The organism is Brassicibacter mesophilus, assembly GCF_050433385.1.
GTDB lineage: Bacteria > Bacillota > Clostridia > Tissierellales > Proteiniboraceae > Brassicibacter > Brassicibacter mesophilus.
Window position 1 is genome coordinate 14,130 of the sequence record NZ_JBNPXI010000017.1, and the last position, 13,641, is coordinate 27,770.

Consider the following 13,641-nt stretch of genomic DNA (forward strand, 5'->3'; position numbering starts at 1 on the left):
AGGGTGAGCATTATAGGCACTTTGATAGAGTTATGGGTATTTGTCTACGTCTTTATGGAAGAAAAGTTATTTGTTGTCATATATTGACAAAGGAAAAGTTACTTGCCAGTTTCCTTGTGTAAACAAACCGCTTGTGACAAAATCTCCTTGCAAATGATATTCACTTATTTCAGCTTGTGGAATGTCAAACACATATTCACTATAATCTACTCGTTCACCACTATCCGAGGTTTCAGTAAATGAAACACTATAGTCACATTGAATTTCGTTTCCACTTTTGTCTTTTAGAAAAATAAAACCGTGATTGTCATTAGTTAAGGGATTGGTGACAGATGTCTGAATATGGAGCATGCCATTTACATAGCCGATACCTGTAAAATCTATACCCTCAATAGGAAAATCCATTGGTTCAGAGGGAACAAGGACTTTTATAGAATTGGCGTTATCGGGAAAATATTTTTCAAAATTGATACCTCCGCCACCAATTATACCAGTATTCTTTGCCAACGGGGTATTCTCCAGACTTGACAAGTCAACTGCAATGAAAACATCGTTGTACTCGTGCTTATTACTCAAAAACTCTCTAACTGAAAAAGTTATTTTATCTCCTACAATCTTATTGTTACCCCATTCAGTTATCGTAATAAGGAATGTTACAGTTTTTGTAGCATCGTCATATCCAACACGTTGGCAAGTTGCCGAACTGTCAAATGGACGGTGAATAGAATAACTGTCATACAAATCTGTGGTTTCATCAATACGATTTTCTGTAAGGTCTTGCATTGTGATATAAATTTCTGCCGTATCATCATGAATATAAGCAGATACTACTTCCATTTTAATGCCATTATCTTCACAAGATTTTTGAACCGGCATAAAGAACTGTGCTATACTTGGTGAAACAAAATACATAAGCTCATAAACCGTAGGTACCGCTGCCGCCAGCACAGGTATTGTGGTAAACACAAAAACCATCAACATTGCCAATATTGCGACAGGTCTACGAAACATTGATTTATTATTTTTTTTATTTGTTCTTTCTGTATTTGATGAATATATAACGTCACTGATAATTTTAGGACTTGGAGAAATTTGCTCGTTCATATGGTGATATTTTTCTCTAAACATTATAATCCTCCTTCAAAATCTCTTTTAACTTATACCTTGCACGAGTAAGTTGCGTTCTGATTGTAGATGGTTTTCGTTTTAAAACTGAACTGATTTCTTCTATGCTTAAATCTTCATAGTAAAACAAGTGAATAACAACTCTGTACTTAATTGGTAATTTTTGAAGTTCATAGTGTAAATTGGTATCTTCCCGCGTTTCGAAAGTCATGGTTTCATCTAATGGCTTTGTTTTCTTTAGCCAAGATGATGCCCATAGCTTTTTCGTGCAGTTAATAGTTACTCGAATAAGCCATGCTTTTCGGTGTTCCTCTGTTTCAAACTGCGGTTGTTTTTTGATGTATCGCATAAATACTTCTTGAAATATATCATCTGCATCACTTTTGTTTCTCGTCTGGGAGAATGCTAAGCGATAAACCATATTTGAATAAAATTTTACAACATTTTCTATGCAATCATCCGTACGTAATGATTGTTGTTCCATGAGCTAAGCCCTCCTTTCAATATGAATACCCTTGAACTATGTAAAAAGCTACAATAAAGTTAAAAAATATCACCTTTCGGCGGCAAACGGTGTGAATACAGCATTAATTTTTTAGCAACTCGATATTGTATTCACGCCATAGACCTTAAACACATCATCGTTTTTCCCCTTTTCATTCTACAGGTTGATTACACCCATGTCCTTGCAGGTGTAACCGCTTGCGTCAACTGGACAGTCGCAATATTCCTCATTAATACGTCCTGTCAAATCAAAGTAGTGGTTACAGGTTTTTTGCGGCCAATGACCTAACAACTCGTCCTTACTTCCCATATCAAGCACCTGTGCAAACAGCGTTTTATTAAAGAAATACAAGATGTTTGCAATGAGAGTGATAGCAGCAGATTACAACCGCATTCAGAATGGGGAGTCACGACAACTTTATCGGCATGATGCTGTGATAACAGAAAAAGCACAGGATATTGAAATATCCTGTGCTAATCCAAAAGGAAGTACAAACTTCCCTAATATGCCCACCTAATAACAGGTGATTTTTACATAGTTAAGGTTTTATATCCTATATAAGCAAATAACATAAAGAATAATACTATTGGTACTGCAGATATCACTGGAAACGATAGTGTATTTTCATTATCTATAGTATCCTCAACATGTACTAAATCTTTCTCAGTCTTAGGCAATGCTCTTAAAAGCAAAAAGGCAAAGACTCCCATGGCTAGTGCAAAAATCCCTACCAAGATAGCTCCAACAGCTAGACTGAATGTCTGTGGAATTGTTTGAGCTGACTGTGAAACAGCTTCAGGATCAATGTTTAGCCTTAAAACAAGAATACCTAAAAACAAAGCAATTGCATTATTAGTTGTGTGTGCAATTATAGATGAGTAAATTGAATCTGTTTTATACACAATATAGCCAAATAATATCCCTAGAAACATTGGCCCCAAAAGATTTTGAAGATTCAAGTGAAATAGCCCGAAAAGCACACCAGATACAATTATTGCTTTCTTCTTTCCAAACTTTTCGTATGAATTCATAATAAATCCTCTAAACATGATTTCTTCACAAATACCAGCGGATAACGCAATAACTACTAAGCTAATTAGTAACTCTGAACTATTCTGTGGTATAGGTACTGGACTCTGCTTTATTTCGCTAAAAGTACTCAGTATCGTTATCATAATATAGTTTAAAAATACTCCTGTTGGATAAGAACACACAACAATTAATGGAATCATGGCTATTTGCTTTAGTGATAGCTTGTTTAGCCTAAGAGTTTTCTTCAAGCTATAACCTCTCAGTTTTAAGTAAACCACTGTAGGTAAAAGTATTATCAAATACTCTGTTATTATTAACCCAGAGTATATTTCTCTGCTTTGCGCTAAAGATCCTAGTGTGAGTAATATTAATCCAATAAAAAGGTAAAAAAAGTTTGCCTCCAAAACTGAAGGTTGTAATTCTGTTCTAGTCATAAATGTCCCCCTATTTATCATACTATCAAAATATATGTTTTTATTTACTACTTTATTGTATCTTTTTTATCTTATTTATTCAATTACTTATTATATTACTAATTTCCAAAGTTACTGCTTAATAATAGTTGTATTTTTTTACCTAAAAGCTAATATATATTAGTATATAATCATTAAAATAGGAAATTAGGAATATACATTCTCAACCCTAGGAGGTGAAATATGATTAAGGCCATTATAAATGGATGCAATGGCGAAATGGGTCAAATATTGGCTAGACTGATCGATAGTGATAAGGCAATTAAAGTAGTAGCAGGCATCGACAGAACACCTGATAAATTATGTAATACATTTCCTGTATATAGAGACATATTTGAGTTCAAAGAAAATGCCAATATTATTATCGATTTTTCGAACCCTTATCATCTTCCTGGACTATTAGATTATGTATTAGAAAGAAATTTAGCTATGGTTATAGGTACAACAGGCTTATCAATACAAGATATGAAATATATAAAAGAGGTATCAGAAAAAACAGCTATTTTCTACTCTGATAACATGTCATTAGGATTGTATACTATGATTTCCATAATAAAGCATATAACTAAAGCACTAAGCCCATTGTTTGATATAGAAATCATTGAAAAATATCATAATAAAAAACTAGATTCTCCAAGCCATACTGCATATATGATAGTTAATGAAATCAATGAAACTTTAGGTAATTGTAAAGAGTATGTTTTTGGCAGATATTCTAAGAAAGAACTCAGATCGGAAAATGAAATTGGAATACACTCTATACGTGGAGGCACAATAGCAGGAGAACATACTATTTTGTTTGCAGGGTATGAAGAGATACTAGAAATCAAACATACTGCTATTTCAAAAAAAGCATTTGCTTTAGGTGCAATAAATGCTGCTAAGCTAATAGCAGATAAAAAATGTGGATTATATAGTATGGAGGACTTAATAAATATTAGTATGCAAAAATAAAAGCTGATAGTATTCTATCAGCTTTTTATATTAATCTTCAAAAACAAATATATATGGTATATTTCTATAATAATCACCGTAGTTAAGACCATACCCAGCTATAAATAAATCAGGTATCGTAAATCCTACATAATCAGGAGATATTTCTGCTTTTCTTCTTTCAGGCTTATCCAACATTACACAAGATTTAATAGAACTAGGATTTTTCTCTTTTAAATGATCTATAATACTTTTCATCGTTAATCCAGTATCCATTATATCATCAACAATTAATACATCTCTACCTTCAATATCAGCTTTTAGATCGCTAATAATATTTACACTACCAGATGATTCTTCATTATGTCCATAGCTTGATGTTGTCATAAACTCTATCTGAGTGGGAATATTAATTTCCCTAACTAAATCTGCAGTAAAAATAAAGCTACCTTTTAGTAAGGATACAACTAAAAGACTTTTACCTTTATATTCTTCAGATATTTTTTTACCTAATTCTTTAATTTTGTCTTTTATTTCGTTTTCTGATATTACCACTCTTTGTTTTCTATCCATATCCATTTAATTAATCAACTCCCTTAAATATTATTTATAATATATTAATTCTTCCCGTATTTTAAGATTTATTCTAGCCTAAACCTTAATATTTGTCAATATTATAGAACCTCACAGCAACATAAGCTATTCAATGTTTTATCATCCGTTTGTATATATGTAAAAAAGACTTTTTAAGAAAATATTGAATAATCAAAAGGTATAAGATGATGCGATACTTTTTTTTGCATTTTTTCTTACCATATGTGTATAATAGAATTGTGAATATTTCTGTTATATTTGTCAATACTCTTAGAATGTTGATTGTTCTTTTAATATATAATATTGATTTAGGAGTCGGTGTTATGGATAATATGGTTAATAGCATAGAAAAGCAGCTTAAAGAATTATCGCTTTCTTTTATCGATTTCTTTGATAAACTCAAGGAAGTCGGTGTAATTAGTCAAGAAGAATATGACAAGCATACAGCTGTAAAAAGGAAGTTTTTAGATACTATAAATGATCATAAAAATCAATAGATACTTTCTATAGATAAGTACTTGTCAAATATCTGCTGATATACTTCCAAAGGATTCACTTTTAATGTTTGCGAGAGCCTTATTATGTCTTTATATCTATATAGTGTTTCTCTGAGTACCTTTTTACTTACTTTTTTCCCCATTTCATATTCCAATGGAGATATCCCCATTTCTTTTTCAACTTCTTTTATTTCATCTACAGATAAATTAAAAATATTGTATACTACTTTATCTATACTATTACGAGTTTGTTCAATTTCTATTTGCATTTTACATGCTGATGGTGTATGCATACTATCTACTTGTGATAAAGCTTTTGAGTTTAGCATGATAGTATCAACCATTTTTCTTATAATCATTTGTATTTCACTAGATATAATAATAATTGGACTATATTGTATATGAAAAATTTTAAGCTGAGGAAATAATTTTCCTTCTTCTCTTATTAATGTTCTATATAGAAAGCTATATAATTTTGAATTTAATAGTGCTAATACATATTTTATATCAACATCTCTCTTATATTTATCTCTTATTTTTAACGAATATAAAGTATTTAACAAATAGTACCCTTGATTATCATATGAACAAATAAATCTATCTGCTGTCTGCCTAATTAATATCTTTTCTGTATTTATAAACTCATTTCTCATAAATGTAGCATATTCTCCTTTGCTACTATCTATTATCAATTTATCATCAATAAAATAAAGACCTCCCCATGTATGATAATAATTAAATACATTTTTGCCTTCGATTATTTTTTTTGCATTTTTACTGTCAGGAGAACAGGTTATTAATTTATTGCGAATATTGCCTGTTGCAATTCCAGCTATTGTTTCACTTACATCATTTATCTTAATATATTTTTCTCCAAATAGCCTTTCTCTTAGCTTAAAAGTAAGATCGGATGAGTCTATGTCAAAAACATTCATTAGTGTACTAACATAATATTTTTGAGGAATATATCTGTATTTTTCAATTGAAATATCGTTGATCTTGTCCATGCTTTTAGTTATATTTTTGCACCTTATTGTATTATTTATATTATCAGTCTGCTTTAAAAGACTTATAATTAGCATATTCATCCCAACATTATTAAATATGCCTTCACCTAGATTAATAATTTCCAATATGCATGCCTTATCTAAAATTAATTTTCTTATTGATGCAAAATTGTTATTTGATAAAAGATTTCCAGGTAAAATAAATGATAAATATCCATTTGCTTTGAGTATATCTAATGATTTCTCAATAAAAAGGCTATAAATGTCAAATCTTCCCTTAGCAGTAATATACTTTTCCTTTAAATAAACTTTATTATAATACTTATTTATTTTTCGATTTTCGAGGAAGGGAGGATTGCCTAGAATAATATCAAAATTCTTAGTATATATATCATCACATTTCAAGTAATCCATATTATATAAATTAAAACTATAATCATTAATAACTTTAGTTTGCTTATATGCTTTAATCATTAATACATATTTACAAATTCTTAGAGCCTTTTCATCAATATCCATTCCATAAATATTATTTTGAATAATATTTTTAGCTATTTCACAAGATGAAAATTCAGTATTAGCTACATAGTACTCAAACATAATGTCAAAAACATGTGAGATAAAAATTCCACATCCACATGATGGTTCTAGGATTTTGAAATCACACAACGATTGCTGACTTATATCAGTCTTGTTAAAAATATTGTAAGAAGTGTAATTTGCTAGCCACTCAGGAGTATAATATATCCCATATTTCTCTTTTTTAGAATCTTCTTTTTGGATCATATACTCATAAACAGTTTGAATAACTTCTATATTCACGAAATCAATGCTTGAAGCATTATCTTTCAATATATGATAAGCATCACTATTAAGCACTTCTGTAAGTCTATCCTCTACAATATCTAGAACTCGTAAAGGCGTTACCTCCAGATTTTCAAAAGCCAAGACTATAATTGCATCAATAGTAATATCTTCTATATAAGAAATACTTTCCTCCCCACAATATGACTCGTAAATAGTATCAATTGTAGTTATTAATAGACTCATATTCACTCACCTACACATTATAGGTTTTTTATCTTGTTCTGCATAAGTATCTTCTTTATTTCTCTTAATTCAAAAATTACTTTGTTAAGAGAATATTGAATACTAACTAGTACAGTAAAGAAAATAAACAGCAATACTATCTTGTAATCCATTTAATCACCTCATAATTATTATATCAAAAAACAAGACCCTTTATAGGTCTTGTTCGTTTATAGTTCTTCTTTCCCTTCCCTGTTATTATCTTCTTTTATAAATTCCAGCTTTGAAACAGATACCTCAAATGCCACTTTATTTAAAACCTCTCCATCATTAAGTTTTTTCTGATACTCTCTACTCTGAATTCTCCCCCATGACTTAATATGATCCCCAATCTCTAACTTTTCACAGAACCTAGCATTTCTTCCCCAAGCAATGCAAGGTATATAGTCAGATTTGTTATAAGGCCTATTAACAGCAACTAATAAATCAGTTATCTCTCTACCAAATGGTGTCGTCCTGTAAACAGGTTTTTTACAAATATACCCATCCAAGTATATTTCATTTGGTTTCTTTAATAGCTCGTTTAACTCTTCTTCATTGTTAGGAGAATATGCATCTCTAGCAAATATCGTTAAAACTAGTCTATTGCTCCCATTTACATACCTGTTATACGACCTAAGCTGTCCTTCCACTACTAGGTTAATGCCTGGAGTTATATCCATATTAACTAGTAATCTTTCAGATATAGTAATAGGCAGTATATCTGAATAGTCGCTTAATCTAGGCACCTCCAAATTAAACCAATAAAAACCTTCCCCATACATCTCGTGGCTAAATTGTTTGTCACTAACAATTTTACCTACAATTGTTACCATGTTGGTATCAATAACTTTGTCTACCATATAGTCCCCACTCCCCTTCCTATTCTTATGTTTTTTGAACTAATCTACAACTATGTTTATTCAGTGCTATCTAAGAATATGATTATTTTTTTTGTTTTATTTTTCTTCAGTAAAATAAATATATCTTTTTATTTTCAATGTATTTGACATAAAAATCAAAAATCCTTCCATTTTTTCTAAAAATATTATTAAAATCTGAAAATTTTAACAATATAATATAAACGAACATAAAAAAACTAGCTCTCTATTTCAAGCTAGTTAATCTTAGAAAAATGTGCCTCCCTTTGTTCATTCCCTGTGCCCCAAGCAAAAGAACAATATCTCTTTTTATAACATTATTCAACGCTTCATTAATAGCTTCTTCAAGTGTATTGCATATACTATATGAAATACTATTCTTATCAAAAACTTTCTGGTAAACACTTATTTCTTCATCTTTGACTCTATCGTTTTCTTCTACAGCATCTTCACTCTTAGACAAAATTATTTTAATGGGCCCTATTATTTTTGACCATGAGCATATTACATTTGCATTATATTCATTAATTTCTATTCCTCTATTACCTCTTATTGCATTTACTAGTATGATTTTATTATAATCTAGTCCTTGAATAGTTTCAAAAACTGCTTCATACCCTGAAGGATTATGGCTGAAATCATCAATAACTAAAAAGTCCTTATCATATATTTTATTTAGTCTTCTATATACTCCATGAAAATTGCTGAGAGAATTAGATATTGTATTTGGGCTTATCCCAAAATATAGGGCTACACCAATAGCTGCTAGTGAATTATAAACATTATGTTTTCCCATAAGATTTAATTTTACTGGAAACTCTAGAGGCTCTACCTCTGTTCCATTTAATGCAGTAAGGCCTCTTTGCAAACATACTGTAAAACACACTTCTTTGTTTAATTCTAAGCTAGAAGCAGTAATACTAGCTTTGCTATTAAGACCATATGTAAGAATCAAAGTTTTATCATTATCCATGATCAACTTCATAGCATTGTTATCATCAATATTCAGAATTGATATTCTATTTCGCTTTAAAGAATCAAATAACATTTTTTTTGTATTTATATAGTCATTAATATCTTTATGTATGTTCATATGATCTATCTCTATATTAGTATGTATTGCAATATCGAAGTCTAATCCGTAAGTTCTATGAAACTTCAACCCATGAGAAGAAACCTCCATTATGACAACCTGAACACCTTGCTGAGCCATCCTATTTAGCATATCAAATAGCACCTCTGGCTCAGGCGTCGTAAGCGATGATAATACACAAACACCATTAATCTTAATTCCTAATGTTCCTATAAGACCTGTTTTAAATCCTGCATTCCTAAAAATATCTTCAATAATGTGGGTAGTAGTAGTTTTTCCATTTGTTCCAGTTACACCTATTAAAGAAATTTTCTGTGAAGGATAACCATAAAACATATTAAGCATATTAGCTAATGTTATTCTTGCATTTTCCACTTTTACTATTGGTATTGGTTTACCTAATATCTCTTTTTCAGAATAAATAATAACCGCTCCATTTTTAATTGCACTATCTATATAATCATTTCCGTCCTTCTCTTCACCCTTTATTGCAACAAATGCATATCCTTTTTTCACTTTTCTTGAATCAGAAGTAATTCCATTAATATTAATTCCATCTATTTTCATTGTCTATTGCTCTCCTTTAATAGTAAAATTCGTTCTTCCATATGATATCTGAAAACAATAGCTTAATTTAATATACATTTATATTTCACATCAGTTGTATTTTTTATGTATTAGCAAAAAAACATATTGTATTCATACCATTATTTACAATTATAAATTAATAACACATTACAAAGAATAATGGAAGAGGTGATAAAATTGAAAAATAAAAATCTTTCGCCAAATGCTAGGGAAGCTTTCCAAAGATTTAAAGAAGAGCTAGCAGAAGAGATGAAATTTGATATGCATGAGAAAGCTGATCATATAACTAAAATGGTAAATAAAGATTCCGATAGTAAATATACACATTTAGGAAGATCATAAAAATAGGGAAAGTAAGACGTCACAAAGTCTTACTTTCCCTATTTTTTAATTTGTTTACCAGTACTATCTATGTAATAATTATCCTTATATATTAATTCAGAAATAGGTACAATTTCATAGCCCTGAGCCTTAAGTTTTTGTAAAACAAGTGGTAAATACTGTGTTACATACTTTGCATTATTATGGAATAGTACAATAGAACCATTTTTTACATTTCTTGTAACTCTATCTACAACAGGTTGAACACCCAACTCCTTCCAATCAAGCGAGTCTACATCCCATTGTATAACATAATAACCATTTTCTTCGCATGTCTTAATAAGTCTGTCATTATAATCACCAAAAGGAGGTCTAAATAATACAGTCTTTTTGCTAGTAATTTTCTGAATATTCTGCTCAGTATTTTTTAGTTCTTCGATAATTTGATTTTCATTGAGCTTTGACATATATGGATGATTTGTTGAGTGATTACCTATTTCATGGCCTCTTTCATCAATCTTCTTCACCATATCTGGATGTTTATTTACCCAAAAATCAACTAAGAAAAATGTTGTTTTTACATCGTATTGGTCTAGAATATTAAGTATCTCTTCAGTAAATTCATCACCCCATGCTGCATCAAAACTTATGGCTATCTTCTTCGCCTGAGTGTCAACACAGTAAATAGGCAGCTCTTTTCTAGTTGAAAAAACACCAGCAATCTCATTATCATCTGATAGATTTGTATATAGGAATGAAGCACAGATAAGCAAACAAACAATTAAAATCTTTAACGCTAAATCCCTGTCTAATATATAGATTTTCATTTGATCCCTCCTAGTAAAGTCATTCTAATATAATCTATTCGTTATTTTTACTAATATTACACTATTTTTTGAGAGTACTTTACCAATCAAATTTTTAATTTTAAAATAAGAAATGCCGTGATTATCACAGCATTTCTTACTAATGTATAGACATAACCTTATCTGGCTTTTCAATTATTTCATTTTGATAAAGCACTTGTTTTGTACGATTGCCATCTCCTAAAGAATTTAGATAAATAATCTTTTCTGGTACTATTTTTATAAAATACAAAGAATCTTCTTCGTATTCTACTAAGTGAGCATCAGGACAATATCTTTTTGCCTCCTCTTTAATGTCAGGTTTATTTATACTTGTTGTTGCATGTCCAAATATCTGTACTCCCTTTATCTGCCTATAATTTATATACTCTGTATTTACTAGCATGCATACATTTGGATTATCTCGTATATTAGCAAACTTGTCACCGCCTGCAGATATAATATAAACATCCAAGTCATTTCCTAAAAAATATTGAACTGGACTACATCTTGGCAAATTATTCATAGATGTAGCAATAGTAGCTTCTTTATGTTCACTTAAAAATTCTCTTACATGCATTCTAAGTTGATCAGGATTCATTTTTTTATTCAAATTTTTTCAACTCCTTTTACATAATAATTATTATCTATAATAATTATTGTTTTAAATTTGATAAAAAATATTCGGTAATTGCTTGTAGAGTTAGTATATATTTATATGCTAATATAGTTGTAAGTACTAAATATACAATTTAAAGGATGATATTAATGGATGTCTATTATATAGATAGAAAAACAGGCAAAAAGGAAAAAGAAATAATAGCTGGTGAAAAGTTCTTAAGATGGATTAATGAAACTAGCATTGGAAAAGGATTATTAGAAAGTATAGTAAAAAAGAAAGTTTTCTCTAGATTTTATGGTAGTATGCAAGACTGGAGGTTCAGTTCAAAAAAAATACCTAATTTTATTGACAATCTAGGAATAGATATGAGCGAAGCCGAGATAGAAGATATATCCAATTTTAATACCTTTAATGATTTTTTTGCAAGGAAATTAAAAAAAGAAGCCCGTCCTATAAACTTTAATAAAAATACTATTGTATCTCCAGCAGATGGAAGAGTTTTTGGATATCATGATATTGATATGAATAAAATCATTCAGGTAAAAGGATTCCATTATTCCTTGCATGAGCTTTTTAATGACATTACTCTTGCAAAAAAATATGATGGCGGCAGTTGTATAGTTGTTAGGCTATGTCCTTCTGACTATCATAGATTTCATTTCCCTGATAGTGGTATACCTCGTGAATCAATAAAAATAAAGGGACATTATTATTCTGTTAACCCTATAGCACTAAAACATGTCGAAAGAGTATATTGTCAAAATAAACGTGAAATAACTGTTTTTGAATCTGAGAACTTTGACACAATTGTTTTAATAGAAGTAGGAGCTACATGTGTCGGCTCCATCATTCAAACATATAAGCCATATGAAAAAGTAAGTAAAGGAGCTGAAAAGGGCTACTTCAAGTTTGGAGGCTCTACAGTAATTATGTTTATTAAGAAAGGATATATAACAATAGATGATGATATCATTAACAATACAAATGACGGGCTAGAAACTAAAGTGTGTATGGGAGAATCCATAGGAAAAAGATAATAAAACTTCATTACTTTTCAATACCTTGTATTTGTTTAGGTACATAGACATATATATTAATTATGTACAATGCAAGTAGGAGGTAAGTATATGATTTTGTTAGGCTCGCTTCTTGGCTTATCTGTTTTTTTAATAGGGATAAGAATTATGTCAAAAGCTTTTGAGGGTGTAGTAACATCACGATTAAAAACTAAAATAAATAAACTCACCTCCAGAAAAACAAGCGGAGTTTTAATCGGAGCAACTATGACAGGGCTAATTCAAAGCAGTAGTGCAACAACGATTATTATCATTAGTCTTGTTCACAGTAACCTCCTTAATATATATAATGCTGCTCCAATAATAATGGGAGCTAATATTGGAACAACATTAACTGCTCAATTAATAGCCTTTGAGTTTGAAAATTTACCCTTATACTTATTTGTCGCAGGCCTTATATTATTCCCTATTTTTAGAAAAAGTCATTATAAAGTGCTGCCAAAGTTATTGTTTAGCTTATCACTTATTTATGGTGGTATGGATATCATTTCGTTTTCTATTTCACCTATCAAATCTTCAAAAGAATTTTTTAATCTAGTTACATACTTAAGTGGCAATAATATACTTGCTATTTTAGCTGGCATATTTACTACAGCCATTCTACAAAGTAGTAGTACAGGTATAGCTATCCTCCAGATAATGGCTTCAAGTGAAATAATCTCAGTAAAAACAGCTATACCAATTATGCTGGGACAAAACATAGGTACATGTGTAGATACGCTGATAGGCAGCATAGCCACAAATCGCATAGGAAAACAAGCAGCTTTCATTCATATTTTGTTTAACATCATTGGTGTCTTTGCTTTTTATTTTCTTATTGATGGTCTTTATGATCTGGTTTTAGTGCTATCTCCTTTAAACCCTTCAAGACAGATAGCAAATGCGCATACTCTTTTCAATACTTTAACAACATTCCTATTACTCCCTTTTTCATCTATTTTAGTAAATATGTCAAAAAAAATAGTAAAGGAATAGGATATC

General features: G+C 30.1%; 16 protein-coding genes. 6 read left to right on the top strand and 10 right to left on the bottom strand.

What is annotated here, in order from left to right; translation table 11 throughout:
* Window positions 1–66: 66 nt before the first annotated feature.
* Both HNR33_RS15925 and HNR33_RS15930 read right to left on the bottom strand, forming a co-directional pair.
* The gene (locus HNR33_RS15925) at window positions 67–1,128 is read right to left on the bottom strand and encodes a hypothetical protein (RefSeq protein WP_429085116.1); all 1,062 of its coding nucleotides are present in this window, start codon (window positions 1,126–1,128) and stop codon (window positions 67–69) included.
* Window positions 1,121–1,609, bottom strand: a complete 489-nt coding sequence (locus HNR33_RS15930) for an RNA polymerase sigma factor (protein WP_429085117.1) — start codon at window positions 1,607–1,609, stop codon at window positions 1,121–1,123. The genes HNR33_RS15925 and HNR33_RS15930 overlap by 8 nt, the downstream gene beginning before the upstream one ends.
* Window positions 1,610–1,991: 382 nt before the next feature.
* On the opposite strand from HNR33_RS15930, the gene HNR33_RS15935 reads away from it, so the two are divergent.
* Entirely contained in the window at window positions 1,992–2,147 is a 156-nt protein-coding gene (locus tag HNR33_RS15935; RefSeq protein ID WP_429085118.1) for a hypothetical protein, read from the top strand.
* A gap of 13 nt (window positions 2,148–2,160) precedes the next feature.
* Here HNR33_RS15935 and HNR33_RS15940 read toward each other — a convergent pair whose 3' ends face one another.
* Complete coding sequence (locus tag HNR33_RS15940; RefSeq protein ID WP_429085120.1) at window positions 2,161–3,096, bottom strand: CPBP family glutamic-type intramembrane protease; 936 nt, start codon at window positions 3,094–3,096, stop codon at window positions 2,161–2,163.
* Window positions 3,097–3,318: 222 nt separating this feature from the next.
* Between HNR33_RS15940 and dapB the strand changes: the two genes are divergently transcribed.
* Entirely contained in the window at window positions 3,319–4,089 is a 771-nt protein-coding gene (gene dapB, locus HNR33_RS15945; RefSeq protein ID WP_429085122.1) for a 4-hydroxy-tetrahydrodipicolinate reductase, read from the top strand.
* 30 nt (window positions 4,090–4,119) lie between these two features.
* Here the strand turns inward: dapB and hpt are convergent, their stop codons facing one another.
* Complete coding sequence (hpt, locus tag HNR33_RS15950; RefSeq protein WP_429085124.1) at window positions 4,120–4,641, bottom strand: hypoxanthine phosphoribosyltransferase; 522 nt, start codon at window positions 4,639–4,641, stop codon at window positions 4,120–4,122.
* A 344-nt stretch (window positions 4,642–4,985) separates the two neighbouring features.
* On the opposite strand from hpt, the gene HNR33_RS15955 reads away from it, so the two are divergent.
* Window positions 4,986–5,159, top strand: a complete 174-nt coding sequence (locus HNR33_RS15955; protein ID WP_429085125.1) for a hypothetical protein — start codon at window positions 4,986–4,988, stop codon at window positions 5,157–5,159.
* On the opposite strand, the gene HNR33_RS15960 is transcribed toward HNR33_RS15955, so the two are convergent.
* The 4 genes from HNR33_RS15960 to HNR33_RS15975 form a co-directional block, all read right to left on the bottom strand.
* Complete coding sequence (locus HNR33_RS15960; RefSeq protein WP_429085127.1) at window positions 5,153–7,216, bottom strand: N-6 DNA methylase family protein; 2,064 nt, start codon at window positions 7,214–7,216, stop codon at window positions 5,153–5,155. The two genes, HNR33_RS15955 and HNR33_RS15960, sit on opposite strands and share 7 nt — an antisense overlap.
* Before the next feature lie 17 nt (window positions 7,217–7,233).
* On the bottom strand, window positions 7,234–7,368 hold the full coding sequence (locus tag HNR33_RS15965; RefSeq protein ID WP_429085129.1) for a hypothetical protein: 135 nt from the start codon (window positions 7,366–7,368) through the stop codon (window positions 7,234–7,236).
* Window positions 7,369–7,425: 57 nt separating this feature from the next.
* Window positions 7,426–8,097 (bottom strand): single-stranded DNA-binding protein, encoded by a 672-nt coding sequence (locus tag HNR33_RS15970; RefSeq protein WP_429085131.1) that lies wholly within the window; start codon window positions 8,095–8,097, stop codon window positions 7,426–7,428.
* Between the two features lie 244 nt (window positions 8,098–8,341).
* A complete protein-coding gene (locus tag HNR33_RS15975) occupies window positions 8,342–9,775 on the bottom strand; it encodes a Mur ligase family protein (RefSeq protein WP_429085133.1) in 1,434 nt (477 codons plus the stop codon).
* 189 nt (window positions 9,776–9,964) lie between these two features.
* On the opposite strand from HNR33_RS15975, the gene HNR33_RS15980 reads away from it, so the two are divergent.
* Window positions 9,965–10,138, top strand: coding sequence for a small, acid-soluble spore protein, alpha/beta type (locus tag HNR33_RS15980; protein ID WP_429085135.1), 174 nt, complete (start codon window positions 9,965–9,967; stop codon window positions 10,136–10,138).
* Window positions 10,139–10,176: 38 nt separating this feature from the next.
* Here the strand turns inward: HNR33_RS15980 and pdaB are convergent, their stop codons facing one another.
* Entirely contained in the window at window positions 10,177–10,944 is a 768-nt protein-coding gene (gene pdaB, locus HNR33_RS15985) for a polysaccharide deacetylase family sporulation protein PdaB (RefSeq protein ID WP_429085137.1), read from the bottom strand.
* 139 nt (window positions 10,945–11,083) lie between these two features.
* Window positions 11,084–11,575, bottom strand: a complete 492-nt coding sequence (locus HNR33_RS15990) for a pyridoxamine 5'-phosphate oxidase family protein (RefSeq protein ID WP_429085139.1) — start codon at window positions 11,573–11,575, stop codon at window positions 11,084–11,086.
* Window positions 11,576–11,730: 155 nt separating this feature from the next.
* Here HNR33_RS15990 and HNR33_RS15995 point away from each other — a divergent pair, with 155 nt between their 5' ends.
* Entirely contained in the window at window positions 11,731–12,621 is an 891-nt protein-coding gene (locus HNR33_RS15995) for a phosphatidylserine decarboxylase (protein WP_429085141.1), read from the top strand.
* Window positions 12,622–12,711: 90 nt separating this feature from the next.
* Entirely contained in the window at window positions 12,712–13,635 is a 924-nt protein-coding gene (locus HNR33_RS16000; protein WP_429085142.1) for a Na/Pi cotransporter family protein, read from the top strand.
* Window positions 13,636–13,641 lie beyond the last annotated feature (6 nt).

Excerpts from the sequence above, each read along its gene's own strand:
- HNR33_RS15925 (WP_429085116.1), bottom strand. The coding sequence starts at position 1,128 with ATGTTTAGAGAAAAATATCACCATATGAACGAGCAAATTTCTCCAAGT.
- HNR33_RS15930 (WP_429085117.1), bottom strand. The coding sequence starts at position 1,609 with ATGGAACAACAATCATTACGTACGGATGATTGCATAGAAAATGTTGTA.
- HNR33_RS15935 (WP_429085118.1), top strand. The coding sequence starts at position 1,992 with ATGAGAGTGATAGCAGCAGATTACAACCGCATTCAGAATGGGGAGTCA.
- HNR33_RS15940 (WP_429085120.1), bottom strand. The coding sequence starts at position 3,096 with ATGACTAGAACAGAATTACAACCTTCAGTTTTGGAGGCAAACTTTTTT.
- dapB (WP_429085122.1), top strand. The coding sequence starts at position 3,319 with ATGATTAAGGCCATTATAAATGGATGCAATGGCGAAATGGGTCAAATA.
- hpt (WP_429085124.1), bottom strand. The coding sequence starts at position 4,641 with ATGGATAGAAAACAAAGAGTGGTAATATCAGAAAACGAAATAAAAGAC.
- HNR33_RS15955 (WP_429085125.1), top strand. The coding sequence starts at position 4,986 with ATGGATAATATGGTTAATAGCATAGAAAAGCAGCTTAAAGAATTATCG.
- HNR33_RS15960 (WP_429085127.1), bottom strand. The coding sequence starts at position 7,216 with ATGAGTCTATTAATAACTACAATTGATACTATTTACGAGTCATATTGT.
- HNR33_RS15965 (WP_429085129.1), bottom strand. The coding sequence starts at position 7,368 with ATGGATTACAAGATAGTATTGCTGTTTATTTTCTTTACTGTACTAGTT.
- HNR33_RS15970 (WP_429085131.1), bottom strand. The coding sequence starts at position 8,097 with ATGGTAGACAAAGTTATTGATACCAACATGGTAACAATTGTAGGTAAA.
- HNR33_RS15975 (WP_429085133.1), bottom strand. The coding sequence starts at position 9,775 with ATGAAAATAGATGGAATTAATATTAATGGAATTACTTCTGATTCAAGA.
- pdaB (WP_429085137.1), bottom strand. The coding sequence starts at position 10,944 with ATGAAAATCTATATATTAGACAGGGATTTAGCGTTAAAGATTTTAATT.
- HNR33_RS15995 (WP_429085141.1), top strand. The coding sequence starts at position 11,731 with ATGGATGTCTATTATATAGATAGAAAAACAGGCAAAAAGGAAAAAGAA.
- HNR33_RS16000 (WP_429085142.1), top strand. The coding sequence starts at position 12,712 with ATGATTTTGTTAGGCTCGCTTCTTGGCTTATCTGTTTTTTTAATAGGG.